Genomic DNA, 26728 nt, shown 5'->3' with positions numbered 1-26728 from the left:
GCGGGGGGGGGGCCCCCGCCCCCCCCCCCCCCCGCCCCCCCCCCCCCCCCCCCCGGGCGCCCCCGGGGGGGGGGGGGGGGGGGGGCGGCCGCGCCCCCCCCCCCCCCCCCCCCCCCCCGCCCCCGGTCCGTCCGCACCACCACCCACACCGCGAGGCCATCAGTGATCTTCGTGCTGCCGATGCCCCTGTCACTGCTGCGCAGGTGGCGAGGGACCGCCGCCGGCCCGGTCGTGACGGAGGCGCCCGCGGCGCCCGCGATCGACGAGCTCTACCGGGAGCGCCGCCTGCCGCTGGTCCGGCTGGCCGTGCTCATGGTCGACGACCTGCCCACCGCGGAGGACATCGTCCAGGACGTCTTCACCCGGCTGTACCGCAGGCACGGCACCGGCCTCGGCGCCGTGGCCGACCCGAACGCCTACGTGGTGTCCGCCGTCATGAACGCGGCCCGGTCGGCGCTGCGCCGGCGCCGGATCGCCCGTGCCTATCTGCCTCCGCGCCCGGAGCCGGCGCCCGCCGCCGAGGACGAAGCCCTGCTCGGAGCGGGCGACCGGGACGTCATCCGGGAGTTGGGGCGGCTCACCACCCGCCAGCGGCAGGTCATCGTGCTGCGCTACTGGTCCGGCCTGTCCGAGCAGGAGATCGCCGGCGCCCTGCGGATCACCGCCGGGACTGTCAAGTCGACCGCGCACCGCGCCCTGACGCTGCTCCGCGCCCGGCTGGAGGAGAAATGACCGAAACCGATGTGGAACGGCGCCTGCGGGAGGCGCTGTCCGCCCGGGCCGCCGCCGTCACCGCCCGGGACCTGCGCCCGGATCCGGCGCCGTCCGGGTCGGCCCGACGGAGCAGGGTGACCCGGTGGTGGCTGCCGCTGACCGCCGGCCTCGCCGCGGCGGCAGTGTCGATCATGGCGTTCGTCCTGCTTCGTCCCGTGGGTCCGGCGCCGGCGCCGCCGGTTTCGCCGGCGTCACCCGCCTCACCGGCCTCGTCCCCGGCCGCCTCACCGCCCTCGTCCCCGGCCGCCACGCCGTCCGCGTCGCCGTTCGTCTCGCCGCCCGCGCCGTCGCGTTCGCCGGCCCGGGGCGGGTCGACCCCCGCCTCGTCCGCGCCGTCGCGAACCGTCGCGCCCACCCCGCGCTGAGCAGCGGCCGGCTGAGGTGACCTCGGGCAGGGTGAGCAGCGGCCGGCTGGGGTGACCTGGACCAGGGTGAGCAGCGGCCGGCTGGGGTGACCTCGGCCAGGGTGAGCAGCGACCGGCTGAGGTGACCTCGGCCGGGCTGAGCAGCGGCCGGCTCAGGCGACCTCGGCCAGCAGGGTGCAGGTGTCGTCGTCGGGGCTGGGGCGGTCGAGGCTGGTCGCCAGCTCCGTCATGGCGGCTCGGTCGGATGACGCGGCGGCCAGCAGGTCGAGGATCCGGGGCAGCTGTGGTGGGCCGTGGCGGCGTTCGACCAGGCCGTCGGTGTACAGGAGGAGCAGGTCTCCCGCGGTCAGGCGGGGGCGGCAGACCTCGTACCGGCTGCCGTCGTCCGCGCCCAGCAGGCGGCCCTCCGGGAGGGGCGTCGCGGCCGCCTTGCCGTCCCGGGCCAGCAGGGGAGCCGCGTGGCCGGCGCGGGCCCAGGCCAGTTCGCGCGAGCCCGGGTCGTAGACGCCGATCACGGCCGTGGCGGTCAGGCGCAGCCGGCCGCACAGGCGGTTGAGGTTTCGCAGCAGCTCGGCCGGGTCGTGCAGGCCGATCGACAGCCAGGCGATCAGCGCGAACCGCAGGTGTGCCATGCCGTTCGCCGCGCCCAGGCCGTGGCCGGCCACGTCGCCGACGGCCAGCAGCACCCGGCCGTCGGTCAGGTGGTCGGCGTGGTACCAGTCGCCGCCGACCTGGACCGTGTTCTCGGCCGGGCGGTAGTTGACCCGCACCCGCACGCCGGGCAGGGACAGCGGCTCGCGCGGGACGGGCTGGATCAGGTGTTGCAGCTGGGCGGCCAGGCGGTGCTCGGCCAGGGCGGTCATCTCGCGGCTGTGCAGCTGGTCCCGCAGGCGGTCGATGGCCGTACGGGAGTCTTCGCGGGCGGTCACGTCCTGCACGACCGCGTTGATCTTCACGGGGTTGCCGTCGGCGTCGCCGACCGTGTCCGAGAGGATGCGCAGGTGTTTGACCGTGCCGCCGATCCGGAAGCGGGCCGTGATGTCGGAGGGGGCGCCGCTGTCGAGCGTCTGCCAGGCCGCCTCGGCCAGGCTGCGGTCCTCGTCGAGCATCGCCGCTGCCTGTTCGCCGCGGCCGAGGGGGCCCAGCTCGCGGTCGCGCTCGAAGAGCTCGTACATGCCGGGGGACCAGCCGACGGCGCCGGTGATCAGGTCGTACTCGGACCAGCCGAGGCTGCCCAGCTGTTCGGTCCGTTGCAGGCGCCGGCGGTCCTCGTCGAGCCGCTGCCACCACACCAGCAGGCCGCCCAGCACACGATGGACGGTCACGTCGAAGAGTGAATGTGCGACGACGCCGGCCTTTTTCTCGTCGTACCGGAACTCGCGCAGTTCCGCCGGTTCGCCGGTGCTCTCGACCCCCAGGTAGAGCTGCCACAGCGGGCCGCCGACGAGGCTCGGGTAGAGCTCGCTGAGAAGGTGGTCGATGCGGCTCGTGCCCCGGCGGTGGATGTCGTGACCCCGCCCGCTGGTCGCGGCCACGCGAAAGTCCCGCACGCGGCCGTCCTCGCCGGTCACCGGCAGGAGCCAGGAACAGCCGGCGGGAATGACGGACAGCATTTCGCGTACGACGTGGGCCACCTCGTCGTCGGCCATGCGCTCAGCCTAGTGGGGAAGCGGATCCCGGCTGTGATGTCGCCCGGTCGGCTCTCGCCTACTGCCTGTTCACCTTGATAGCATCCCGCGGATCACGCCAGCCCCGTGCGAGTGGGCGCGACCCGGGCTCGCAACAACGGAGGTCTAACAGTGTCCGACAACCGCATGAAGGATCGTGTCAAAGTGCTGCTCAATGGGACGTCACCGGACAGCCAGACCTCGGAACATGCCCTCGTCGCCCCGCAGCAGCAGGGCCAGCCGCAGGCTGGGCAGGCCCAGTCCGGTCAGCAGTCCGCCGCCGCGCAGTCCGGCCCGGCGCCGGCCCAGCCCGGCAACCAGGCCCTGCAGGTGCTGACCCTCGCCCAGCGCACGGCCGAGGAGCACGTCGCCCGCGCCCACCACCAGGCCGACAAGATCCGTACGGACGCCCTGGCCGCCGCCGAGCAGGTCGCCCGCGACGCTCAGGTGCACGCCCACAACGTCCGCCGCGAGGCCGAGAAGATCCTCGCCGACGCCCGTGCCGCGGCCGAGCAGATCGCCCGCGACTCGCACGCCCGCACCGAGGAGGCGCGCCGCAACGCGGAGAAGATCGTCTCCGACGCCCGCGCCCAGTCCGGCACGATCGTCGAGGACGCTCAGGCGAACGCCGATCACCTCAACCTGCAGGCCCGCCAGCGCTACGACGACGTGGTGGGCAGCCTCGGCGCCAAGCGCGAGTCGCTCCAGCAGCAGATCGAGGCGCTCGAGCAGTTCGACCGCGAGTACCGTTCCCGGCTGACCAACTTCATGCAGGGTCAGCTGCGCGCCCTGTGGGTCGACCAGCCCCAGGTGGCAGGCGAGATCGACGGCGAGACCACCGGCCCGCGGCACGGCGCCGACGAGGCCGAGGATGCCGTGCCCGCGCAGCGCCACAGCGCCGAGGACAAGGTCGAGGCGAAGGAAGAGCGCGCCGAGAAGAAGTGATCCCGGCACGCCGGGTTATGGACTGACGTCCGTCAGAGTTTTACCGTCGGTGATGCGCGGTTCGCCCGGGCCGCGCTCCGACGGGAGTCGTCGATGGGCGAGTTCGTGGGACGCCACGCCGAGCTGCGAGGGCTGCTCGGCGACGCCTGCCGTCCCGGCCTGGTGATTCACGGCATGGCCGGCATCGGCAAGAGCCGCCTGCTGGCAGAGTTGTTGCCCCTGCTCGAGCGGGAAAGGCCGGGCGGCCGTACGGTGCGGGTGCCGGGTTCGGCCACCGCGGCCGACGTGGTGATCGCTCTGGGTGAGCGCAGGCCGGTCACCGAACCGATCATGCTGGTCATCGACAACTTCGCCACCGTGCCGAGGGCGGGCGCCGGCGGCCGGTCCGAACCGGTCGACGCCGGCCTGGCCGGATTCCTGACGGCCTGGGTCCGTGAGCCCGGGCCGCGACGGCTGCTGATCACCAGCCGCTACCCGTTCGCGCTGCCCGGCGACGCCCACCGCACCCTGGCCGAGCTGCATCTGGGTCCGCTCACGGCGGCCGACGCCCGGCTGCTCATGAAGTCGTTGCCCGCCCTGGCCGTGCTCGGCGCCGCCGAACAGACCCGGGCCTGGGCGTTCTGCGGCGGCCATCCCGGCACGCTGCACGACCTCGACGCGCTGCTCGGCCGGGACGGCGTCGCCTTCACCGAGCTGGCCGAGCGGCTGGAGGGCGTCCTCGCCGCCAACGGCATCGGCGACCCGGGCCGCTGGGCGGCAAGCCTTGACTCCGGCCAGGACGAGGCCGCCGCCGGCCGCACGCTGGCCGAGGCCGTCACCACGATTGTCGACGAGGTGCTGGTGCGCGAGCTTCTGGAGGCCCGCGACGAGGCCGTGGACGAGCGGCTGGGCGAGCGGGCCGGGCTCGCGGGCTGGGAGAGGCTGGGCCTGCTGGACGACGAGGACGACCCGGCCGCGGTCGAACGTCACCTGCGCCAGGCGCTGGCCCTCGACGCCGAGCACGGCAACCGGGCAGGCATGGCAACGGGCCTGCACCGGCTGGGCCTGGTGTGCACGCTGACCGGGCGGTTGCCCGCGGCCGTCGCGCTGCACTGCCGGGCGCTGGCCACCGAGCTCGCGCTGGGCACGCCGGAGGGGCCGCTGGAGCTGGCCGACCTGAGCCGGCTGCGCGCGGCGCTGGGCGGTGAGGCGTTCCGGCGGGCCGCGGCCGAGGTGCTGCCCGAGGAGTCGTTGAACGGCCTGGACCGCATGCTCGACAACTTCGTGACGGCGGCGGAGAGCCGCCTCAACTGACCGGCCTCAGGGCTCCATCACCTTCTGCAGGGCCGCGAGGAGCTGGTTCTTGTTGAACGGCTTCTCGACCAGGGTGACGCCGGGCGCGAGGGTGCCCTGCGAGGCGAGCACCGGCCGGGCGTAGCCGGACATGAACAGCACCCTGGTGCCGGGGTGCAGGTCGGCGAACCGCTCGGCCAGCTCGCGGCCGAGCATGTGCGGCATGACGACGTCGGTCAGCAGCACGTCGATCGGGCCCTCGTGCGCCTCGGCCAGTTCGAGCGCGGCCGGGCCGTCGGCCGCGATCAGCACCTCGTGACCGGCGGCGCGCAGGATCCGGGTCAGCACGCCGCGCAGCGCCGGTTCGTCCTCCACGGCCAGCACGGTGCCACGGCGGGCGTCGTGGGGCGCGACCTCGGCCTCGCGCTCGATCGGGGCCGGGGCGGCGTCGGTGCTCGGCAGCAGGATCGTGAACGTGGTGCCCATCCCCTGCTCGGAGTAGATGTGCAGGTCGCCGCCGGCCGCGGTGACGATGCCGTACACGGTGGCCAGCCCCAGCCCGGTGCCCTGCCCGGCCGGCTTGGTCGTGTAGAACGGCTCGAACGCCCGCTCGATCACCTCGGGCGGCATGCCGGTGCCGGTGTCGCTCACCCGCAGCCGCACGTAGCGGCCGGGGCGCAGGTGCGGGCGGCCCGCGGCGTAGTCGGCGTCGACGTCGACGACCTGGCTCTCGATGCTCAGCTGACCGCCGCGGGGCATCGCGTCGCGGGCGTTGACGGCCAGGTTGACCAGCACCTGGTCGAGCTGGCCGGGGTCGGCGGTGACCGAGGGCAGGCCGTCGGCCAGGCGCACGGACAGCGTGATGTGCTCGCCGATCGAGCGGCGCAGCATCTGCTCGATGTCGGTGATGACGTCGTTGACGTCGAGCGGCCGGGGCCGCACGACCTCGCGCCGGGCGAACGCGAGCAGCTGGTGGGTCAGGTCGGCGCCGCGCTGGGCGGCCTTGCTGATCTGGACCGCGTCGCCCGCGATCTCCTCCAGCCCGGCGTCGGCCGCCGACTCCTCGATGAACGTCGCGTAGTTGGCGATCACGGCGATCAGGTTGTTGAAGTCGTGCGCCACGCCGCCGGCGAGCTGGCCCAGGCCCTCCAGGCGCTGAGTGCGCTGCAGCTGCGCGTCCAGCCGGGCCCGCTCGGCCTCGGCCTGCAACTGCCGCACCCGATCCTGGGCCCGGACACGTTCGGTGATGTCCCTGATCACCGCGCAGCGGAGCCGGCCCTCCTCGGTGGGCAGCGGGCTCATCGACACCTCGACCGGCACGGTGCTGCCGTCCATCCGGCGCGCCGTGGCCGGTTCGGCCCCGGGATCGGGCGAGCCGGTCAGGGGCACGTCGAGCAGGTCGTCGATCGGGCGGTCGAGCAGGCCGTTGCGGGTCTCGCCGAAGAGCTGCTCGGCCTGCACGTTGGCGAGCACGACGCGGCCGTCGTCGCCGATACCGACGAACGCGTCCGGCGCCGCCTCGAGCAGGGCCTGCAGGCTCGACTCGAGCCGTTCCCGGTGCCCGACGGCGCGGGCGATCACGGTGAAGCCGAGTTGGTCCTCGCCGTCGCGCAGCGGCGACATCGAGAGGGTGACCAGCACCCAGTGGCCGTCCCGGTGGCGGCGCTGGGTGCGGAAGCGTTCGATCCGGGCGCCCGCGGTGAGCAGGGTCAGCATCTCGCGCTGGTCGTCGCGCCGGTCGGGCGGGACGAGCAGGTCGGCGCTGCGTCCCACGATCTCGCCGGCCCCCCAGCCGAGCAGCGTCTCGGCGGCCGGGTTCCAGGACTGCACAGTGAAGCCGGGGCCGACCGTCCAGACGGCGTCGTGCGCCGAGCGCACCATCGCGCCGATCAGCGCGGGCACCTCGGACCTGGTCGATCCGTACGTTTCGCCCATAACCGGACCACCTTATCGATTCCGGCGGGTCGGGCGGGGGGCTTTGCCTACGCTCGGGCCATGAACGTGCTGGGGGAGCAGGCGGCCGTGCTGCCCGAGGTCGATCCGCAGCGCCCCAGCGTGGCCCGCATCCACAACTTCCTGCTGGGTGGCCGGCACAACTTCGCCGCCGACCGGCAGGCGGCGGCCGCGGCCCGGGGCGCGATGCCCGAGCTGCCGGCTGTCCTGCGGCTCAACCGGCAGTTCCTGCGCGAGTCGGTGCGGCTGGCCGTCGAGTCGGGGGTCGAGCAGTTCCTCGACCTGGGCTGCGGCATCCCGGCCGTCGGCGACACGTTCGACGTTGCGCGCCGGCTGAACCCGCGGAGCCGGGTGGTGGGGGTCGACATCGAGCCGGTGGCCTTCGTGCACGGGCGGCGGCAGTTCGACGGCGATCCGGGGGCCGACATCCTCTACGGCGACCTGCTGGACGCGGCCGAGGCGCTCGCGGCCCCCGCCGTACGGGAAACCCTCGATCTCGCCCGGCCGGTGTGCCTGCTGCTGGTCTCGGTCGCGCACTTCATTCCCGACACCGGGCGGCTGCTGGCGGCGCTCGGAACGTACCGCTCGGCCGTGCCCCCGGGCAGCCTGCTCGCGGTGACCCACGCCAGTCGCAAGAGTTCCTCGCCGCGCGTCGAGCAGGTGCGCCGCATCTACAACAACACCACGGCCCCGATGGTCGGGCGGGACGAGGCCGAGACCGCCGCGCTCTTCGGTGACTGGGTGCTTCGCGAGCCGGGCGTGCAGTCCTTCGGGTCGTGGTGCTCGGTGCCGGGCCGGCAGTGCGAGAGCGCGACCGCCGAGGGCGCCTTTCTCGTCGGGGTGGCCGGGAAGTCATAACGCGAAACCGGCACATCCCGGTCTTTGTCGGGCGCATGCTTGCGTTGTGGCCCCGAACAGCGGAGCGAAGATGCCCTCAGTACTGATCGCCGAGGACGACGAAGACATCGCCCTGATCCTGAGCCGGCTGCTCAAACGGGCCGGCTACACGGTGTCGCACGCGCCCGACGGGCAGCGGGCGTTCGAGATGGCCGTGGCGAACCGGCCCGACGTGGTGCTGACCGATCTCGGGATGCCGCGGATGGACGGGCTGGAGCTGACCAAGGCGATCCGCGAGCACCCCGAACTGCGGGACACCCCGATCGTCATGCTCAGTGGCCACCTGCACCCGGGCGACAGCGCGCCGGTCGCCGCCGGCGTCTGCGTGGTGCTGCTCAAGCCCTGCCCGAACGACCGGCTGCGCGAGGTCGTCAACGAGCTGACCGAGCTCGGTGCGCACGGGCATTCCGGGGCCGACTCCGGCTGCCCGGCAATGTGGCCCGTATCCGCCTGAAACAGATTTTTGCCATGGGGTATATGAAAGCGGGCCTGGGGGTATAAATAGCGCGAGCCCGCGGTGCGCGGGAGGGCAGTGGCGGGGCAGGCCGCGTGGGGGAACGGGCAACCCATGGTCGTGGTCGACGAGGCCGTTCTGGCCGATCCGGACCGCCTCGGCGCGGTTCGCGCGGCCAAGCACACCCTGCCGGCCCTTCCGCTCGCCCCCGACGCCCTGGCCCGGCTCGCCGCCCGCCTGCTCGGCGCGCCCGAGGCCCAGCTCACGCTGGTCGACCGTGAGGGCGTGCTGCTGGCCGGCGGCCCCGGCCCGCCCGACGCCGACGTCGCCCGCTGGGCCGTCTCAGCCGGCCGGTCCGTGCAACGCGAACAGGCCTCTTCCTTCCTGGCTGTGCCGGTTCTCGACGACGGCGGGCGGCCGGTGGGCGCGCTCGCCGTGCTCGATCCCGGCCCGCGCCGCTGGACCGGCGAGCACACCCGCATCCTGACCGAACTGACCGCGCTCGCCCGTCCCTCCGGCTGCGACTCCTACCTGGCCGCGCTGGTCGACAACCTGCCGGTGGGCGTGATCGCCTCCGACACCGACGGGGACATCACCGTGGTCAACCGGTCGGTGCGCGAACTGATCGGGCTGCCCGTCGACGCCGCGGCCCGGCTCTATCCGGCCCGGGCGACCGGAGCCCTGTTCGACGAGGCCGGCCGGGCTGTGCCGTGGCGGGAATCGCCGATCCAGCGGGCCGCGCGCGGCGAGCGGGTCGACACCGACCTGATCGTCCGGGTGGCCGGGCGCCGCGAGCGGATCATCGCCGCCACCGCGCAGCCCATCCTCGACGCCGAGGGAAGCCGGCTGGGCGCGGTGGCGGTGGCCCGCGAGGTCACCGCGTTGCGCCGGGCCGAGCGGTTCCGTGAGTGCCACCGGGCCGTCGAGGAGGCGCTGCGCACCGCGGACTGCGCGACCGGAGCCGCGCCCGGGGTGCTGGCCGCGCTCGGCGCCACCCTGGGCTGGCCCGCGGCCGAGCTGTGGCTGGCCGACGAGGACACCGGCGAGCTCACCCTCGGTGGCCGGTGGTGGGCGCCCGGCGCAAAGCTGGACGAGGTGCTCACGTTCGCGCCGGTCAAGGGCACCGGCGTCACCGGGCGAGTATGGGCCTCCGGCCGGCCGCTCTGGGTGCCCGACATCGCCGACTCGGCCTCGCTGCGCAGCGAGGCCGAGCGCCGGCGGGCCGCGGCCTGCCTGCGGGCCGGCATCCGGACGGTCCTCGCCGTGCCGGTGCGTGACGCGGACTCCGTGCTGGGCGTGCTCACCTGCTACGGCAGTGCGCCCGAGCCGCACGAGGACCTGCTGGCGCTCCTGCTCGACGGCGTGGCCGCCCGGATCGGCGTCTACGTCACGCTGCGCCGGGCCGAGGCGCTGGCCCGGCAGCTCGCCCGCGCCCAGGAGGACTTCATCGCGCTGGTCAGCCATGAGATGCGCACGCCGCTCACCTCGATCGTGGCCAGCGCGGCGATGCTCGGCGACGAACGCTCCGCGCTCGACGAGGAGAGCCGGGCGATGGTCGACGCCGTGCACCGCAACGCGTCCAGCCTGCGGGCCGTGGTCGACACCCTGCTCGACCTGGCCGGCCTCGACTCCGGCCACGTGGCGCTGCGCAAGGAGCCGGTCGACCTCGCGGCCGTCGTCACCGAAGCCCTGGCCACCGCCCGCGCGGCGGCGGCGGCCAACGGGGTGCGCCTGGTGCACGAGCGTGAGACGCCGCTGCCGCTGGCCGGTGACGCCCGCCGGCTGCGGCAGGTGGTGGACGACCTGCTGGCCAACGCGATCAAGTACAGCCCGTGCGGCGGCGACGTCGAGGTCGTGCTGGTCGAACGGGCGGGCACGGCCGAGCTGACCGTGACCGACCACGGCATCGGCACCCCGGCCGAGGAGCGGGCCCGCGTCTTCGACCGGTTCTACCGCGCCAGCAACGTGCGGCACCAGGGCATCGCCGGCAAGGGACTGGGGCTCAGCCTGGCCCGGGCGATCGTCGAACTGCACGGGGGCACCATCCGCCTCAGCGGTCACCCGCCGTACGGCACGACGGTGTTCATCCGGTTGCCGATCGTTGCCGGTGGGGAAAACGCTTAGCCGCCGTCGCCGAGCGTCCGATCAGGCAGGCACAGGGACGACATCGACGCCATTCGCGGGGGACAAGAATGACCGGACGGCCGACCGTGCTGCTCGTGGACGATGAGAGCGCCATCCTCGAGACCCTCTCGCTGCAGCTGCGCCGCGATCACAAGGTGCTGGTGGCCGCGAGCGGGACCGAGGCGCTGCGCCTGCTCGCGTCGTCGGGCCCGGTCGCGGCTGTGATCAGCGACCTGCGCATGCCGGAGATGGACGGCGTCGAGCTGCTGCGCCGCATCCAGGTCGAGTACCCGGACACGACCCGCGTGCTGCACACGGCGCAGAGCGACCTGAACTCGGCCATCGCCGCCATCAACGACGGTGGTGTCTACCGCTACCTGGCCAAGCCGGTCGGCACCGACGAGCTGCGCAGCACCGTGCACGCCGCGGTCGAGCTGCACGCCCGGTCGACCGCCGACCGCCAGCTGCTCGACAAGACGCTCAAGGCCAGCCTCCAGGCCCTGTTCGGGGTGCTGCAACTGGCCAGCCCGCTCGCGTTCGCCCGGGCCGGCCGCATCCGCACGCTGGTCTCCGAGCTCTGCCACGACATGCAGCTCGACGCGCTGTGGGAGATCGAGGTGGCCGCCATGGCCTCCCAGCTCGGCGCGGTCACCCTGCCACCGAGCGTGCTGGTCAAGCTCGACAAGGGCATGCCCTGCACGGACGACGAGCAGGGCATGGTCGACGCGATGCCCGGCGTCGCCGTCCAGCTGCTGCGCAACATCCCCAACCTCTCCGACGTCATCAAGATCGTCCGCGGGCTGGGCCTGAACCCGCCGCCGCACCCGGGCCCGCTGGTCGAGACCGCGGTCGACGTGGTGCGCACGGCCATCGAGTTCGAGACGCTGGAGAGCCGCGGCCTGGAGGTGGAGAGCGCGATCACCGTGCTCGAGTGCCGCGACCACAGCGCCCTGCCGGTGCTGGCCGCGCTGCGCAAGGTCAAGGGCTGCGTCCAGGTCAAGGACAAGGTCCGCGGCCTGCGGGTGGTCGACCTGGAGGTCGGCATGCGGGTGGCCGAGGACATCGTGGCCACCAACGGCCTGGTGCTGATCGGCCGCGGCATGGTCGTCACCGAGCTGCTGCTCGACCGGCTCAACAACTTCGCCCGGATGATCGAGATCGTCGAGCCCGTGCTCGCCGTGCCCGGCGCGCGCCGGTTCTAGGTTCTGTTTCGTAGTCGGGGTGAGACCGCCGCGCAGCCCCGCCTCAACTACGAAACGGAACCTGGGCTTCGTCCGCGTCGGCCAGCTTCTCGAGGATCTCCAGGACCAGCGCCTGCTCGCAGGCGATCCGGCCCAGCGTCAGCTCGGGGTCTCCCACGATGCCCTGGCAGGCGGCCTGCTCGACCTCGGCGAAGACGGTGGCCAGGCTGTTCGCCCCGATGTTCGAGGCCGACCCCTTCATCGCGTGCGCGTGCTCGCGCAGCGTGGCGGTGTCGCCGCCGCGCAACAGCTCACCGAGGCGGTCGACGTTGGCCGGGGTCTTCGCCAGGTACGACCGGATCAGCCGGCCGAGCAGCGCCCGCTCGGCCGGACCGGGGTCGGGCCCGGCGATGTCGGCCAGACGGTCGCGGATCTCGTCCTCCCGGCTGTGCTCCATGCGTTCCATCCTGCTGCCCCGCGCCCGCCGCCGGGCGACTTTCAGCCCGTGAAGCCCACGAAGCCGTGAAGGAGGTCGCAGTGCGGATTCCTACGATGCCGCGCGGCGCTGCCGATTCCGTCGAGGTGACCATCGACCAGCGCGCGCCCCTGCGGTTCGTCCTCGCTGCGGTCGTGGTCACCCTGACGGGCGTGTTCTGGTTCCTGACCCGGCTCGGGCCGGACGCCATCGCCTACCTCTTCAGCCCGCTCGGCGGGGTGGCCACCGTCGGCGCGATCGTCGCCGTGTTGCGCGGGGCCCGGCTCGAGCCCGCGGGCCGCCGGTTCTGGCGCCTGATGCTGGCCGGAAGCGTCGGGCTCACGGTGGGCTACGCCTGGTTCGCGATCATCGCTTTCCAGATCTCACCCGTACTGCCGGACATGCCGTACAGCACGGCCGCGTTGGCCGGCGCGGGCCTGCTGGCCTCGATGTGGGCCGTCGTCCGGGTGCCAGTGGGTGTCTCCGGCGCCGCGGCCCGTCGCAAGCAACTCGTCGACCGGGCGATCGCCTTCGTCGGCGGCGGTAGCGTGATCTGGATGTTCGGACTCGTTCCCATGGCCACCGCGGCCGACCGATGGACCACGCAATCGTTGGTGATCACCGGTCTGGCCTGTGTCGTCGGCCTCGGCGCGGTCGTCAAGGTCTCGTACGTCGTCGGCGGCCCGGTCGACCGGCGGGCGCTGCGCCTGATCGCGTCGGCGGGGCTGCTCTCGGGCGGCATCGCGCTGCTGTCGCTCTACGGCGACCGGGGCGCGTTGCTCGCCCAGGCGGTCGTCATGCCCGCCGCCTTCCTGCTCGTCGCGGGGGCCGCCCTCCAGCAGGGGCGATCGGCCGGGACGAGGTCGCGGCCGATCAACGTGTGGCTGCCCTACCTGTCCATGATCGCGATCGACGCCTCGCTGCTCGGGGTGCTGCGCGGCGGCCTCACCTGGCAGGACCGCGTGGTCGTGGTGGCCGTCGTCGTGCTCACCGCCCTGATCGCCGTGCGCCAGCTGACCGCGACCCGGGAGAACCGCCGCCTGCTCGACGAGAAGCGTGCGACCGAGGAGAGGCTGCGGCACGACAGCAGCCACGACGGTCTCACCGGCCTGGCCAACCGCAGCCTGTTCCGGGAACGGGTGCTCGCGGCGATGGCGGCCGGCGAGGCGACCGTGCTGCTGGTCGACCTCGACGACTTCAAGGCGGTCAACGACTCGCTCGGCCATGACGTCGGTGACGAGCTGCTGGTGGCTGTGGCGGCGACGCTCAAGGACGTGGTCGGCCCGCACGGGCTGGCCGCCCGGCTCGGCGGCGACGAGTTCGCCGTGCTGCTGACCCGCCCCAACCCGCTCGGCGAGACCGTCGCCGACCGGCTGTTCGACGCCCTCTGCGCGCCGATCGGCGGCCACCGCCTGCTCACCCACGCCAGCATCGGCATCGCCACCGCGGCGCCGGGCATCGAGCTCGACGAGCTGCTGCGACAGGCCGACCTGGCCATGTACGCCGCCAAGCAGCGCGGCAAGGGCAACCGGGTGCGCTTCCACGACGGCATGGAAGAGCCCGTCCTGGCGCACGCGCGCCTCGGCGGCGACCTGCGGCGGGCACTCGACGCCGGCGAGTTCCGGGTGCACTACCAGCCGATCGTCGCGCTCGGCGAGGGCACCGTGATCGGCGTCGAGGCGCTGGTCCGCTGGGATCACCCGACCCGTGGCCTGCTGCCGCCGGCCGAGTTCATTCCGGCCGCCGAGGCCACCGGGCTGATCGTGCCGCTGGGCCGGTTCGTGCTGCGCGAGGCATGCCGGCAGGCTGCGGCGTGGCTCGCCGAGTTCGGCCCGGACGCCCTGCAGAAGGTCGCGCCCAACGTGTCGGTGCGCCAGCTCCACGACCCGGACTTCGTCGAGGACGTGCGGATCGCGCTGGCCGAGACGGGCCTGCCCGCCGACCGGCTCGTCCTCGAGCTGACCGAGTCGGCGGTGCTGCGCGGCCAGCAGGTCTCGCGCGCCCTGCACGAGCTGCACGCGATGGGCGTACGCCTGGCCCTCGACGACTTCGGCACGGGCGAGTCGTCGCTGAGCCTGCTGCGCTCATTCCCGGCCTCGATCATCAAGCTCGACAAGTCGTTCGTCGACGGCATCGAGCTCGACGAGCCCGGTTCGCCCGCGGCCGGGGCCCGCCAGGCCGTGGCCCACGCGGTGGCGCAACTGGCCGGCGCGCTGGGCCTGGACACCGTGGCCGAGGGGATCGAGAGCCAGGAGCAGGCCGACCGGCTGCGCCTGCTCGGGTACACCCTCGGTCAGGGTTACCACATGGCCCGGCCGATGCCGGCGGAACGGATGACGGAGATGCTGTCGCGTCGCTCCGAACGGATCGGCGCCGGGGCTTAGGGTTTGGCGATGGACACAGCGGACGACGGCACCCGGACGGCTCGGTCCCTGGCCGATCGGCTGGCGGCGCTGCACTTCGCCGAGTTGGGCAACGACCAGGCGACCGGGCGCATCATCGATACGATCGCCGAGTGGGGCGAGGACCGGGGCTGGCGGGTCTACCGCCGGGCGCCCAGCGTCTTTCCGCTGCCTCCGCCGTTGCGGGGTCACTCGGTGCTCGACGTGGCCTGCGCCCGCCCCGACGGGCCGCCGCTCGCGATCGAGATCGACCGGCTCGACCGGCCCCGCACGGTCGACAAGCTGCTGGCCGAGGCCGCGGCCGGGCGGGTCGCGATCTGGGTGCGCTGGGGCGCGGGGCCGTTCGCCCCGCCGCCGTTGCCGGTGCACATGGTGACCCGGCCCGCGGCCCGCACGGCCGGCACGTGGCACACCGTCACGGACCGGCCCCCGCCGAAGCACTCGGCCGCGCCGATCGAGAACGCCGTAGTCGAGGAACTGCCGTGGAACGGGAAATGAGGACCGGAATGAGTGAGTCGCCGCAGCGGCGGGCGTGGCGCGTGACCGAGCCGATCCACGCCATGATCTACTTCGCGCCGGAGGCTCCCACGCGCTACGCCGAACTGGGTGTCGGCCCGCAGGACGGCTACTTCGCGTCCCGCGCCGCCGCCTTCGGCGAGTGCGGTCCGGGCCTCGTGACCGCCACCTTCTACAACTTCAACCCCGCCCTGGTCGCCCGCGCCCTGCCCGCGGTGTGGGCGAGCACCACCCCGGCCGCGATGGCCGCGGCCCGGCTGTCCGCGGTGGATGCCGCGCTGACCCGCGGCCTGGGCGCCGCCACGCTCGCCTCACCCGAGGTGGCCGAGGCGGCTGCCCTGGCCCGGGCGGCGGCCGAGGCCGCGACCGCGTGGCCGCAGGGCCGCCCGCTGTTCGCCGCGCAGGCCGAGCTGCCCTGGCCCGGCGAACCGCACCTGGTGCTCTGGCACGCGCAGACGTTGTTGCGGGAGTTCCGCGGCGACGGGCACGTGGCGGCGCTGGTCGCCGCCGGCGTCGGCGGGATCGAGGCGTTGCTGCTGCACGTCGCGTCGGGCGAGGCCGACGAGCGGTTCCTGCGGGTCAGCCGGGGCTGGCGGCGCGAGGCCTGGGCCGGGGCCGCCGAGGGACTGCGGGCGCGCGGCCTGCTGGACGCCGAGGGCGGTCTCACCGACGCCGGGCGGACGCTGCGGGCCGAGTTGGAGGCGACCACGGACCGCCTGGCCGAGCCGGCCTACGACGCGATCGGCGCCGAGGCCTGCGTCCGCCTGGCCGAGCTGACCCGGCCGCTGAGCCGCACCCTGGTCAAGACCGGAATGTTGAACCCGCGACTCCCGGAGGGGGAGAGCCGACCATGAACTCGAGCCGACACCCGGTGTCCTGGTGGACCGAGTTCCTCACCGCGGCCGAGCGATTCGACGGCGCGTCGGTCACCGAGGGCCTCAGCGACGAGATCTTGCCCAAGATCACGTCACGGCTGCTGCGGCGCGAGGCCGAGATCGCCGCCGACGTGATGGTGCTCTACCTGAACCGGCCGGCCAGCGCGGAGCTCAGCGAGCGGGCCGCGCATGCGGTCGACCGTCTGGAGGCGACGGTGAAGCGACTGAGCGAGCGCGCGGCCGGCGAGGAGAACCTGGTCGAGGCGTACGCGCTGCTGGATGTCCTGCGTGGCCGCTTCGCGGAGGGCGCCGCCGCCGCGGAGCCGTTCGTCGGGACGATGCCGCTGCTCCGGGTCTTCGTCGAGGGCATGCGGCTCCAGCGGTTCGACATGGACCTGGCGATGCGCCTGATCGGCGCGGGACAGACCCCGGCCGCGGCCGTGCAATCGGGCCTGGTCGTCGGCAAGTACGGCTGGTGGCCCGACTGGCTGCTCGGCGTCGTCACCGAACGGGCCCTCGCGGGCACCCTCGACGCGGCGACGATCACCGCGCTCGACCAGTGCGCGTACGCCGATCTGACCCCCTGGCAGGCGCGGATCGCCCGCCGGTTGCTGAGCGGCGACGACGAACTGGTCGAGGCGACGGCGCAGCGGCTGGAAAGCCTGGGCGCGGTGGCGGCCGCGGGCAAGCTGCGCGACGGCGACCTCACCGCGGTGGCGCTGGCCGCGCGGATGGTCCCGATCTGACGGGACCACCCGCGGCGGCCGCGGTCAGGCGCCGCCCTCGGTGAGGGTGACGGTCGTGGGCTGGAACGACGTGCCGTTGACGTCGACCCCGGCGCTCTTGGCGGCGGTGATGGCCTGGTTGATGTAGTCGTTGGTGAAAGCCAGGCCCTCCGGCGCCTTCGTGAGCACGGTGTCGCCGGTCTGGTTCTTCGTGGTCATCGAGATGTCGACGGTCTGCTTCCAGGCCGCCTCGTCGATCACGCCGATGCCGCCGGGGGCCGGCCAGATCAGCTTGTTGGTCTCGTTGGTCTGCCACAACTGGTGGCTCTTGCCGAGCTTCGAGCCCTTGGCCACCACCAGGTCGCGGCACTTCTCGGCGTTGTCGCGGCAGAACGCCCAGCCCTTGATCGTGCCGGTCAGGAACTTGACGGTCTGCTGCTGGTACGCCGGGTCGTTGAGCTTCTCGGTGTTGGCCCACACCGCGTCCTGGAGCATCGAGGACCCCTCGGCCTTCCAGTCGATGATCGAGAAGTCGTCGGGCGTGTAGAGCTTGCCGGTGGCCGGGTTCTTGGCCTCGAGCAGCTGGGCGTACTCGTTGTAGCTCATCGCCTGGGCGGCGTCGATCTCCTTCTTCAGCAGCGCCTGCATGTCGAACTGCTGCTGCACGAGGGTGACGTCCTTGCCCGGGTCGAGCCCAGCCTTGGTCATGCCGGCGAACAGCTCGTACTCGTTGCCGAAGCCCCAGTTGCCGACCTTCTTGCCCTTGAGGTCGGCCGCCTTGGTGATGCCGCTGTCCTTCCAGGCGACCTGGTAGGTGCCGGAGCGGCCGAAGATCTGGCCGACGTCGGTGATGCCGGCGCCCTGCTCGCGGGAGGCGAGCGCCTTGGGCACCCAGGCGATCGCATAGTCGGCCTTGCCCTGGGCGAGCACGGTCTGCGGCACGATGTCGACGCCGCCCTCGAGCAGCTGCACGTCCAGGCCCTGCTCCTTGTAGAAGCCCTGGTCGACGGCGGCGATGTAGCCGGCGAACTGAGCCTGGAAGAACCACTGGAGCTGCAGCTTGACGGGGGTCAGGGCGCCGCCGCTGCCACCGGGGGCGGGGGTGGCCGAGTCCTGATCGGCGGTGCCGCAGCCCGCCACGATCATCGCGGATGCGGCGGCGATAGCAGTGAGTATTCGGATTCGTCGCATGGATACCTCCGGAGGTGTCTTCACCTGACGGGCTGTTGTCCACAGGCCGGCCCGGTTGTTGTCCACAGGCCTCCCGCGAGAGTTCGCTGTTTTTGGGAGGATGGCTGTGTTGGATGGGGGCCCCCTGGGAGGGCGGGCTTTGCGGTGGGCGGGCTTTGCGGTGGGATTCCTTGGGGTGCTCAGGCGATGAGGCGGGTGCGCCAGGGCATGGCCAGGCGCTCCAGCAACAGCGTGGTGAGGTAGAAGACGAGTCCGAGCAGGCAGGCGCCGGCCACGAAGGCCCAGGCCCGGGGATACGCGGTGAACGCGGCGGCCGACGTGATGCGGGAGCCGAGGCCGGTCTGCAGACCGCCGAAGTACTCGGCCACGACCGCGGCGATCACGGCCAGCGACGACGCCTGCCGCAGGCCGGTGAAGACATAGGGGAGGGCGCCGGGCAGCCGCACCTTCCGGGCGAAGGTCCATCCGCCGGCGGCGTACGCGTGCATCAGCTCCTGATGGATGGGGTTGACCTCGCGCAGGCCGCGCAACGTGTTCACGAAGACCGGGAAGAACACGATGATCGCGGTGACCAACCGCCGCGGGATGCTGCTGGTCGACTCGAACATGTTGTTGAGGATCGGTGCGAGCGCGATGATCGGCAGCGCGTTGAGAACGGCCGCGAACGGGATCGACACCTCGGTCAGCGGCTTGAACCGACTGGCCGCCATCGCCACCAGCACGCCCAGGGCGGCTCCGGCGACCAGGCCGATCAGCGCGTTCTCGCCGCTGGCCAGCGCCGCCTCCCACACGTTCTGCCGCTGCTCGACCAGCTCGTTCCAGATGGCCGACGGCGCCGGCAGGATGAACGGAGCTATCCGGCCGAGCGAGACGGTGAGCTCCCACGCGACGATGGCCAGAACGCCGACGATCAGGGGCGGCAGCGCCGCGCGGGCCCACTTCATCGCGCGTCCGTTCCGGCGGCGGCGCTTTCGGAGCTGCGGGGCGAAGAGGCGGCGGCTGGTGTGCCGCGCAGGGCCTGCCGGACCTCGGTGATCTTGTCGAAGTAGGCCGGTGACTGCCGGCCGGCGTCGTCGCGGCTCGGCAGGTCGACCTCGATGGAGGCGGTGATGCGCCCGGGCCGGGCCGACATCACGACCACCCGGTTCGACAGGAACACCGCCTCCGAGATGGAGTGGGTGACGAAGACGGTGCTGGTGCCCGTCTTGGCGCAGATGCCGAGCAGCTCGGACTGCAACCGTTCGCGGGTCATCTCGTCGAGCGCCCCGAACGGCTCGTCCATCAGCAGCAGCGGCGGCTGCACGGCCAGGGCGCGGGCGATCGCCACCCGTTGCTGCATGCCGCCGGAGAGCTGGGCGGGGTAGTGCCCGGCGAAGTCCTCGAGCCCGACCAGCGCCAGCATCTGTTCGGCCCGTGCCTTGCGCTCCCGCTTGGACAGGCCCCGCAGCTCCAGCGGCAGCTCGACGTTGCGCAGCACGGTTCGCCACTCGAAGAGGCCGGCCTGCTGGAACGCGATGCCGTACGCCTGCTCCTTGCGGGCCTTCGCGGCGCCCTGGCCGGCCACGGTCACCGTGCCGGTGGACGGCTCGATGAGGTCGGCGATCAGCCGCAGCAGCGTGCTCTTGCCGCAGCCGGACGGGCCGATCAGCGAGACGAACTCGCCGTCCCGCACCTCCAGGTCGACATCGGACAGGGCGGCCACCTCATCCGTACGCCCCCGGTTGAAGATCTTCGTCACGGACGAGACGACGACGGCAGTCATAGGGTAGCCACCTCCACGTGGCGGCGGTGCCGCATCAACGGCAGCTCCAGCAGGCTGACGAGTCCGGCGACGACCAGGCCGAGCAGGGCGGCCCCGAGCATCGCGGTGTAGACCTTCGCGGGGTCCGACGTGGCCTCGCGCGAGTATTCGATGATCAGGCGGCCGACGCCGCCGCGCGTGCCGGTGGAGATCTCGCCGACCACGGCGCCGACCACGGCGGCCGCGCCGGCCAGCCGCAGGGCCGGGAACAGATAGGGCAGGGCGGACGGGAACCGCAGCTTCACCAGCGTGCGCCACCAGCCGGCGGCGTAGCTGCGCATCAGCTCGACCCCGCTCGCCGACGGCGACTGCAGACCGCGCAGCATGCCCACCGCGACCGGGAAGAACGCGAGGTAGGCGGCGATCACCGAGACCACCGCCCAGGGCGGCATGATCGTGCCGCCCCACCCGGCCACCAGCGGCGCCAGCGCGACCAGGGGGACAGTCTGCGAGAGGATCACGTACGGCAGGAGCCCGCGCTCGACGACGCGGAACCGTTCCATGGCCACCGCCAGCAGCAGCCCGACCAGCGCGCCGATGACGAAGCCGGCGGCCGTGATGCCGAGCGTGAACAGGCACGCCTGGGCCACCACGATCCAGACTGGCCGGCCGCCCGTTAGCTCGGGGCGGCCGAGCCGTTCCAGCACAGTCCACAGGTGGGGCATCGATAGGTCGTCGGCCCGCGGCAGGATGCGGACCCCGAACAGCACCGTGCCCTCGGGGTTGCCGACGACCTTGTAGCCCTCCCAGAGCGCCGCGGCGACCGCGAGCCCCAGGAGGACGTACAGAAATCGCTTCACGAGAGCGCCGGGATGATGCTCTCGCCGTACGCCTGAAGGGTTTCCTCCTTGGCGTCGTGCTGCAGATAGACCGCGAACTGGTCGACCCCGAGCGCCCGTAGTTCCTCCAGGCGTTTGAGGTGGTTCTCGACCGGCCCGAGGATGCAGAAGCGGTCGACCACCTCGTCCGGCACGAACGACGTGTGGGTGTTGCCCGCGCGTCCGTGCTCGGCGTAGTCGTAACCCTGCCGGCCCTTGATGTAGTCGGTCAGCACCTGCGGCACCGTGCCGTCGCCGCCGTAGCGGTTGACGATGTCGGCCACGTGGTTGCCCACCATGCCCCCGAACCAGCGGGTCTGCTCCCGCTGGTGGGCCAGGTCGTCGCCCACGTAGGCGGGCGCGGCCACGCAGAACTTGATCGCCATCGGGTCGCGGCCCGCCTGCTCGGCCGCCCGTCGCACGGCGCCTATCATCCAGGCCGCGATGTCCGGGTCGGCCAGCTGCAGGATGTAGCCGTCGCCGGCCTCGCCGGTCAGGGCCAGGGCTTTCGGCCCGTACGCGGCCACCCAGACCTCCAGGCGGCTGCCGGACGCCCACGCGAGCTGCTGTTCCGTGCCCCGCAGCTCGACCTTCTCGCCGTTGGCCAGCCCGCGGATGACCCCGATCGACTCCCGCAGCTGAGCCAGCGACTGCGGCTGCGCGCCCAGCACCCGCAGCGCCGAGTCGCCCCGGCCGATCCCGCAGATGGTGCGGTTGCCGTACATCTCGTTGAGGGTCGCGAACATCGAGGCCAGCACGGTCCAGTCGCGGGTGCCCGGGTTGGTGACCATCGGGCCGACGATCACCCGCTCGGTCTCGTCGAGGATCTTCGAGTAGATGACGAACGGCTCCTGCCAGAGCACGTGCGAGTCGAAGGTCCAGACGTGGCTGAACCCCTTTTGTTCGGCCAGCTTGGCCAGCTCGACCACCGCCATCGCGGGCGGGTTGTTCTGGAGGACGACTCCTATGTCCATGTCGTGCCCCCGTTCTAGAGGAGGTAGTCGCTGAGCGCGCGGGGCACGTACTTGCCTCGGCCGGCCCGGCCGGTGTATTCGCCGCCGCGGCTGATGACCTCGCCGCGGGACAGCACGGTGTCGACCTTGCCGTCGATCTCCCAGCCCTCCCAGGCCGAGTGATCCATGTTCATGTGGTGGGTCTCGACGCTGATCCGGGTGCGCGCGTTCGGGTCGTAGAGCACGATGTCGGCGTCCGAGCCGGGCGCGATGATGCCCTTGCGCGGATACATGCCGAACATGCGGGCCGGCGTCGTCGCGATCGTCTCGACCCAGCGGGCCAGCGACAGCTTGCCGTCGACGACACCCTGGTAGAGCAGGTCGACGCGGTGCTCGACGCTGCCGATGCCGTTCGGGATCTTCGAGAAGTCGCCCCGGCCCAGCTCCTTCTGGTCCTTCATGCAGAACGGGCAGTGGTCGGTCGACACCACCGACAGGTCGTTGGTGCGCAGGCCCTGCCACAGGTCGGCCCGGTGGCTCTCGTGCTTGCTGCGCAGCGGCGTCGAGCAGACCCACTTGGCGCCCTCGAAGCCGGGCGCGCCGAGCTGGTCCTCCAGGGTCAGGTAGAGGTATTGCGGGCAGGTTTCGGCGAACACGTTGCGGCCCAGGTCGCGGGCGGCCTTCACCTGCTCCAGGGCCTTCGAGGCGCTCAGGTGCACGATGTAGAGCGGGCAGTCGGCGGCCACGCCGGCCAGCCAGATGGCCCGGCTGGTGGCCTCGGCCTCGAGTTCCTGCGGGCGGGTCAGGCCGTGATGGATCGGGTCGGTCTCACCGCGTTCGAGGGCCTGCTTCACCAGTACGTCGATGGCCGGACCGTTCTCGGCATGCATCATGATCATGGCGCCGTTGTCGCGCGCCTTCTGCATGGCCCGCAGGATCTGGCCGTCGTCGGAGTAGAAGACGCCCGGGTACGCCATGAACAGCTTGAAGCTCGTGATGCCTTCCGTGGAGACCAGCTGGTCCATGGCCTTGAGCGCGTCGTCGTCCACGCCGCCCAGGATCATGTGGAAGCCGTAGTCGATGTGGCAGTTGCCGTCGGCCTTGGCGTGCCACGCGGCCAGCCCGTCCTGCACCACCTCGCCGTACCGCTGGACCGCGAAGTCGATGATCGTGGTCGTCCCGCCGATCGCCGCCGCCCGGGTGCCGGTGTCGAACGTGTCGCTGGCCGCCGTGCCGCCGAAGGGCAGCTGCATGTGGGTGTGCGCGTCGACCCCGCCCGGGATCACGTACTTGCCGGTGGCGTCGATGACCTCGGGACCGTCGGCCGGGCCCTGCCCCGGTGCGAAGATCGCCGCGATGGTCTCGCCGTCCACGAGAACGTCGGCCGGGTACGCGCCGGACGGCCCGACGACCGTGCCACCCTTGATCAGGATGCTCACAGTTCCACCGTCCGGGTGTAGCTCTCGGGGCGGCGATCGCGGTAGAACTGCCAGCGCTCGCGGACCGTCTTGATCAGGCCCAGGTCGAGGTCGCGGACGATCAGCTCGGGTTGGTGGGTGTCGCCGACCGCGCCCACGAACTTGCCCTCGGGGTCGACGAAGTAGCTCTGGCCGTAGAAGTCGTTGTCGCCCAGCGGCTCGGTGCCGACCCGGTTGATCGCGCCGACGTAGTACTCGTTGGCGACCGCGCTGGCCGGCTGCTCGAGCTGCCACAGGTAGCTCGACAGGCCGCGGCTGGTGGCCGACGGGTTGAACACGATCTGCGCCCCGCCCAGGCCGAGCTCGCGCCAGCCCTCGGGGAAGTGCCGGTCGTAGCAGATGTAGACGCCGACCTTGCCGACCGCGGTGTCGAAGACGGGATAGCCGAGGTTGCCGGGGCGGAAGTAGAACTTCTCCCAGAAGCCCTTCACCTGGGGAATGTGGTGCTTGCGGTACTTACCGAGGTAGGAGCCGTCGGCGTCGACCACCGCGGCGGTGTTGTACAGGACGCCTTCCTGCTCCTTCTCGTACATCGGCAGCACCATGACCAGGCCGAGCTCGGCCGCCAGCGCCTGGAAGCGCTCGGTGGTCGGGCCGGGGATGGATTCGGCGTACTCGTAGTATTCGGCCTCCTGGACCTGACAGAAGTACGGGCCGTAGAAGAGCTCCTGGAAGCAGATCACCTTCGCCCCCTGGGCGGCGGCGTCGCGGGCGTAGTCCTCGTGCGCCTTGATCATCGATTCCTTATCGCCCGTCCACGTGGTCTGGACGAGGGCGGCGCGAACGATGTCGCTCATGACTGCCCCTCTCGTTGATGCAACGGCGCGGTGGAAGCGCCCGTGATCGTGTGTCTACTCCCCGTCATAGGCCCAGCGCTAGGACTTGCTTGAAGCTGCCGGATGCCGTAGGACACTAATGACACACATTGAGGCGAACAATTGCCTGGTTGTAACGGACTGTTTCGGAGAGGTAATTTGCTTGCGCTGATCACGGGCGCTGTCGACGATCGCAGCGCCCGGGGGATTGCCGCGGCCGTGAGCCGCCTGGTGACCGCCGGGCAGCTGTCGGCCGGCACCCGGCTGCCGACGGTCCGCGATGTCGCGCGCGAGCTCGGGGTCAGCCCCACCACGGTCAGCGAGGCCTGGCGCAGCCTCGCCCGGGCCGGCGCCATCCAGACCCGTGGGCGGTCCGGCACCTTCGTGGCCGCTCCCGTGCTGCCCCGGCAGCGCCTGCGCTACTCGCAACTCGGTGGGGCGGTCGCCGCGGCGTCGCGCGACCTCTCCACCGGCGTGCCCGATCACGACCTGCTGCCCGATCTGACCGACGCGCTCAAGCGGATCGGGGACGGGCGCCTGACCACGAGCTACCTCGACGCCCCGGTGCTGCCCGCGCTCGAGGCGGTGCTGCGCGATCGCTGGCCGTACCCGCCCGAGCGGTTGACCGTCGTCGACGGCGCGCTCGACGCGCTCGACCGGGTGATCGGCGAGGTGGTGCGGTTCGGCGACCACGTGGTGGTCGAGAATCCGGCCTTCCCGCCCCTGCTCGACCTGCTGCAGACGGTCGGCGCCACGGTGGTCGGCGTGCCGATGGACGACGCCGGGATGCGGCCGGCCCACCTGCGCCGCGTCCTCGCCGACTATCCCGCGGTCGCGGTCTTCCTGCAGCCCCGGGCGCACAATCCGACCGGGGTCAGCATGTCGCCGGCCCGCGCCGCCGAGCTGGCCGGTGTTCTCGAAGCCTTTCCGGACGTGGTGGCCGTCGAGGACGACCACGCCGGGGACATCGCCTCGTCCGCTCCGGTCAGCCTGGGAAACCTGCTGCCCGAGCGGACGGTCCACGTCGCCAGCTTCTCCAAGTCACACGGCCCGGACCTGCGGCTGGCCGCGATCGGCGGGCCCGCCAGTGTGATCGCTCCGCTGGCCGACCGGCGTCTGCTCGGTCCCGGCTGGTCCAGCCGCCTGTTGCAGGGAGTGTTGCTCGACCTGCTCACCGACCCGGCCGCGATCGCTCAGGTGAGCCGGGCCCGGGACGCGTACGCCGCCCGGCGCGCCGCCGTGCTCGGCGCTCTGCGCGAACGGGGCGTGAGCGCCACCGCGGCCGACGGCATCAACCTGTGGATGACCGTCGACGACCAGCAGATAGCCATGGTCGCGCTGGCCGCCCATGGCATCGCCGTCTCGCCGGGCACCCCCTTCTGCGTCACCCCGCTCGAGACCGACCACGTACGCGTCACCGTCGGCCTGGTCGCGGACGACGTCGCTCAGCTGGCCGACGCCTTGGCCGCGGCCGCCCTGCTCGACAGCCGCGGCAGCGGCCACCGAGCTCGCCCGCACCCGCGAGGCTGGCGATGAATGTCCGGGTTTGTGGGCGCAACCACTCACTCACGTCGCCCGGGTGGCTTTCGCGTTCTGGACGCGTCAGCGGCCAGCGAAAGCCACGCGGGTCCCCGCGGGAGCGACGGTCCGTACCCACCGCCTCGCTGGGACATCAAGCTCTTGCCCTTGAACCTGATCTTCAACTAGGGAGACTCTCATGAGCGACGACCTGTTGGCCCGCCATAGAGCCGTAATGCCGGCCTGGATGCCGATCTACTACGGCGACGACGCTCTCGAGATCGTCGCCGGGTCGGGGCGCCGGGTCACCGGCGCCGACGGCCGCACCTACCTGGACTTCTTCGGCGGCGTGCTGACCAACATGGTCGGCTACGACGTCGCCGAGATCAACGAGGCCGTGCAGCGCCAGCTGGCCACCGGCGTCGTGCACACCTCGACGCTCTATCTGATCCGGCAGCAGGTCGAGCTGGCCGAGAAGATCGCCCGGGTCTCCGGCATCCCCGACGCGCGCGTCTTCTTCACCAACTCGGGCAGCGAGGCGAACGAGGCCGCGCTGCTGATGGCCGCGAACGTGCGCCGCTCCAACCAGATCCTGGCCATCAAGAACGGCTATCACGGCCGGACGTTCGCCACCATGGCGGTCACCGGGCACCGCAGCTGGTCGTCGAGTTCGCTGAGCCCGCTGAACGTGCAGTGGCTGGCCTCGGGCGACCGGCTGCGCGGGCGGATGGCCGGGCTGGCCGACGGCGACATCCTCGAGGCGGCGGTCGACGACCTGCGCGAGGTGCTGGCCACGGTCACGGCCGGGGATGTGGCCGCGCTCATCGCCGAGCCGATCCAGGGCGTCGGCGGGTTCGTGGCCGGGCCCGACGGTCTCCTGGGGGCGTACCAGAAGGTTCTGCTCGAAAGCGGCATCCTGCTGATCGCCGACGAGGTGCAGACCGGGTGGGGGCGCACCGGGCAGCACTTCTGGGGGTACCAGGCGCACGGCGTCACGCCCGACCTGATCACGTTCGCCAAGGGCATCGGCAACGGCTTCGCGCTGGGCGGCGTGGTGGGCCGGGCCGAGGTGATGAACGCGGTGCCGGCGATCAGCTTCTCGACGTTCGGCGGCAACCCGCTCTCGATGGCGGCCGGCGCCGCGGTGCTCGACTATGTGCTCGACCACGACCTGCAGGCCAACGCCGAGCGCACCGGCGCCATCCTGCTGGCCGGGCTGCGGGCGCTCGACCTGCCGAGCGTGGGGGAGGTGCGCGGGAAGGGCCTGATGATCGGCGTCGAGATCGTCCGGCCCGGCACCACCGAGCCCGACCCCGCGGCGACGGTGCGCGTCTTCGACGAGTGCCGGGCGGGCGGCCTGCTGGTCGGCAAGGGCGGTCTGCACGGCAACGTGCTGCGGATGGGACCACCGCTGACCCTGACCGAGGCGGAGGCTCACGAAGGACTGTCCATCCTCACCGGCGCGCTGTCCCGGGTGGACGCGGAAGCCCGCATCGCCTGACCCCTAGTTATATCCGTCAACGCCTCGG

At 72.4% G+C, this 26728-nt stretch carries 24 protein-coding genes; 14 read left to right on the top strand and 10 right to left on the bottom strand.

Going from position 1 to position 26728, the window contains the following annotated elements; all coding sequences use genetic code 11:
- The first annotated feature begins 180 nt into the window (after positions 1 to 180).
- Entirely contained in the window at positions 181 to 732 is a 552-nt protein-coding gene (locus tag LXN57_RS41995) for an RNA polymerase sigma factor (protein ID WP_251803890.1), read from the top strand.
- A complete protein-coding gene (locus tag LXN57_RS41990; protein ID WP_251803889.1) occupies positions 729 to 1139 on the top strand; it encodes a hypothetical protein in 411 nt (136 codons plus the stop codon). Before LXN57_RS41995 ends, LXN57_RS41990 begins: the two co-directional genes overlap by 4 nt.
- A gap of 152 nt (positions 1140 to 1291) precedes the next feature.
- Here the strand turns inward: LXN57_RS41990 and LXN57_RS41985 are convergent, their stop codons facing one another.
- Positions 1292 to 2788 (bottom strand): PP2C family protein-serine/threonine phosphatase, encoded by a 1497-nt coding sequence (locus tag LXN57_RS41985; protein WP_251803888.1) that lies wholly within the window; start codon positions 2786 to 2788, stop codon positions 1292 to 1294.
- 183 nt (positions 2789 to 2971) lie between these two features.
- Between LXN57_RS41985 and LXN57_RS41980 the strand changes: the two genes are divergently transcribed.
- Positions 2972 to 3751, top strand: a complete 780-nt coding sequence (locus tag LXN57_RS41980) for a hypothetical protein (protein ID WP_251803887.1) — start codon at positions 2972 to 2974, stop codon at positions 3749 to 3751.
- Between the two features lie 93 nt (positions 3752 to 3844).
- The gene (locus LXN57_RS41975; protein ID WP_251803886.1) at positions 3845 to 5044 is read left to right on the top strand and encodes a hypothetical protein; all 1200 of its coding nucleotides are present in this window, start codon (positions 3845 to 3847) and stop codon (positions 5042 to 5044) included.
- A 6-nt stretch (positions 5045 to 5050) separates the two neighbouring features.
- On the opposite strand, the gene LXN57_RS41970 is transcribed toward LXN57_RS41975, so the two are convergent.
- A complete protein-coding gene (locus tag LXN57_RS41970) occupies positions 5051 to 6958 on the bottom strand; it encodes a hybrid sensor histidine kinase/response regulator (RefSeq protein ID WP_251803885.1) in 1908 nt (635 codons plus the stop codon).
- 60 nt (positions 6959 to 7018) lie between these two features.
- On the opposite strand from LXN57_RS41970, the gene LXN57_RS41965 reads away from it, so the two are divergent.
- The 4 genes from LXN57_RS41965 to LXN57_RS41950 all read left to right on the top strand — a co-directional run bounded on the left by LXN57_RS41965 (position 7019) and on the right by LXN57_RS41950 (position 11653).
- On the top strand, positions 7019 to 7834 hold the full coding sequence (locus LXN57_RS41965) for an SAM-dependent methyltransferase (RefSeq protein ID WP_251803884.1): 816 nt from the start codon (positions 7019 to 7021) through the stop codon (positions 7832 to 7834).
- 70 nt (positions 7835 to 7904) lie between these two features.
- Complete coding sequence (locus tag LXN57_RS41960; protein ID WP_251803883.1) at positions 7905 to 8327, top strand: response regulator; 423 nt, start codon at positions 7905 to 7907, stop codon at positions 8325 to 8327.
- Positions 8328 to 8441: 114 nt separating this feature from the next.
- The gene (locus tag LXN57_RS41955; protein ID WP_251803882.1) at positions 8442 to 10451 is read left to right on the top strand and encodes an ATP-binding protein; all 2010 of its coding nucleotides are present in this window, start codon (positions 8442 to 8444) and stop codon (positions 10449 to 10451) included.
- 95 nt (positions 10452 to 10546) lie between these two features.
- On the top strand, positions 10547 to 11653 hold the full coding sequence (locus LXN57_RS41950; RefSeq protein WP_251803881.1) for a response regulator: 1107 nt from the start codon (positions 10547 to 10549) through the stop codon (positions 11651 to 11653).
- Positions 11654 to 11696: 43 nt separating this feature from the next.
- Here LXN57_RS41950 and LXN57_RS41945 read toward each other — a convergent pair whose 3' ends face one another.
- Positions 11697 to 12089 carry an Hpt domain-containing protein gene (locus LXN57_RS41945; protein WP_251803880.1) on the bottom strand — a complete coding sequence of 131 codons (393 nt, stop codon included), beginning with the start codon at positions 12087 to 12089 and terminating at the stop codon, positions 11697 to 11699.
- An 80-nt stretch (positions 12090 to 12169) separates the two neighbouring features.
- On the opposite strand from LXN57_RS41945, the gene LXN57_RS41940 reads away from it, so the two are divergent.
- The 4 genes from LXN57_RS41940 to LXN57_RS41925 are packed head-to-tail and all read left to right on the top strand — an operon-like array spanning position 12170 to position 16646.
- Positions 12170 to 14491, top strand: coding sequence for a putative bifunctional diguanylate cyclase/phosphodiesterase (locus tag LXN57_RS41940; RefSeq protein ID WP_251803879.1), 2322 nt, complete (start codon positions 12170 to 12172; stop codon positions 14489 to 14491).
- Between the two features lie 9 nt (positions 14492 to 14500).
- Positions 14501 to 15007 (top strand): hypothetical protein, encoded by a 507-nt coding sequence (locus LXN57_RS41935; RefSeq protein WP_251803878.1) that lies wholly within the window; start codon positions 14501 to 14503, stop codon positions 15005 to 15007.
- An 8-nt stretch (positions 15008 to 15015) separates the two neighbouring features.
- Positions 15016 to 15879 carry an SCO6745 family protein gene (locus LXN57_RS41930; RefSeq protein ID WP_251803877.1) on the top strand — a complete coding sequence of 288 codons (864 nt, stop codon included), beginning with the start codon at positions 15016 to 15018 and terminating at the stop codon, positions 15877 to 15879.
- Positions 15876 to 16646, top strand: coding sequence for a hypothetical protein (locus LXN57_RS41925; RefSeq protein WP_251803876.1), 771 nt, complete (start codon positions 15876 to 15878; stop codon positions 16644 to 16646). The genes LXN57_RS41930 and LXN57_RS41925 overlap by 4 nt, the downstream gene beginning before the upstream one ends.
- A 24-nt stretch (positions 16647 to 16670) precedes the next feature.
- Here the strand turns inward: LXN57_RS41925 and LXN57_RS41920 are convergent, their stop codons facing one another.
- From LXN57_RS41920 to LXN57_RS41890, 7 genes are all read right to left on the bottom strand, one after another.
- Positions 16671 to 17816, bottom strand: a complete 1146-nt coding sequence (locus LXN57_RS41920) for an ABC transporter substrate-binding protein (protein WP_251803875.1) — start codon at positions 17814 to 17816, stop codon at positions 16671 to 16673.
- A gap of 179 nt (positions 17817 to 17995) precedes the next feature.
- A complete protein-coding gene (locus tag LXN57_RS41915; protein WP_251803874.1) occupies positions 17996 to 18760 on the bottom strand; it encodes an ABC transporter permease in 765 nt (254 codons plus the stop codon).
- Complete coding sequence (locus LXN57_RS41910; protein WP_251803873.1) at positions 18757 to 19578, bottom strand: ABC transporter ATP-binding protein; 822 nt, start codon at positions 19576 to 19578, stop codon at positions 18757 to 18759. The genes LXN57_RS41915 and LXN57_RS41910 overlap by 4 nt, the downstream gene beginning before the upstream one ends.
- A complete protein-coding gene (locus tag LXN57_RS41905) occupies positions 19575 to 20417 on the bottom strand; it encodes an ABC transporter permease (RefSeq protein ID WP_251803872.1) in 843 nt (280 codons plus the stop codon). Before LXN57_RS41905 ends, LXN57_RS41910 begins: the two co-directional genes overlap by 4 nt.
- A complete protein-coding gene (locus LXN57_RS41900) occupies positions 20414 to 21409 on the bottom strand; it encodes a TIGR03842 family LLM class F420-dependent oxidoreductase (protein WP_251803871.1) in 996 nt (331 codons plus the stop codon). The genes LXN57_RS41905 and LXN57_RS41900 overlap by 4 nt, the downstream gene beginning before the upstream one ends.
- 14 nt (positions 21410 to 21423) lie before the next feature.
- Entirely contained in the window at positions 21424 to 22827 is a 1404-nt protein-coding gene (gene hydA, locus LXN57_RS41895; protein WP_251803870.1) for a dihydropyrimidinase, read from the bottom strand.
- On the bottom strand, positions 22824 to 23663 hold the full coding sequence (locus LXN57_RS41890) for a nitrilase-related carbon-nitrogen hydrolase (RefSeq protein ID WP_251803869.1): 840 nt from the start codon (positions 23661 to 23663) through the stop codon (positions 22824 to 22826). The genes hydA and LXN57_RS41890 overlap by 4 nt, the downstream gene beginning before the upstream one ends.
- A gap of 177 nt (positions 23664 to 23840) precedes the next feature.
- Between LXN57_RS41890 and LXN57_RS41885 the strand changes: the two genes are divergently transcribed.
- Both LXN57_RS41885 and LXN57_RS41880 read left to right on the top strand, forming a co-directional pair.
- The gene (locus LXN57_RS41885) at positions 23841 to 25217 is read left to right on the top strand and encodes an aminotransferase class I/II-fold pyridoxal phosphate-dependent enzyme (RefSeq protein WP_251803868.1); all 1377 of its coding nucleotides are present in this window, start codon (positions 23841 to 23843) and stop codon (positions 25215 to 25217) included.
- Between the two features lie 181 nt (positions 25218 to 25398).
- The gene (locus LXN57_RS41880; RefSeq protein WP_251803867.1) at positions 25399 to 26700 is read left to right on the top strand and encodes an aspartate aminotransferase family protein; all 1302 of its coding nucleotides are present in this window, start codon (positions 25399 to 25401) and stop codon (positions 26698 to 26700) included.
- Positions 26701 to 26728 lie beyond the last annotated feature (28 nt).

Origin of the sequence: Paractinoplanes hotanensis (assembly GCF_023717965.1) — a bacterium.
In the GTDB taxonomy this organism is placed as follows: domain Bacteria; phylum Actinomycetota; class Actinomycetes; order Mycobacteriales; family Micromonosporaceae; genus Actinoplanes; species Actinoplanes polyasparticus.
This window is presented reverse-complemented; position numbering and strand designations above follow the sequence as displayed.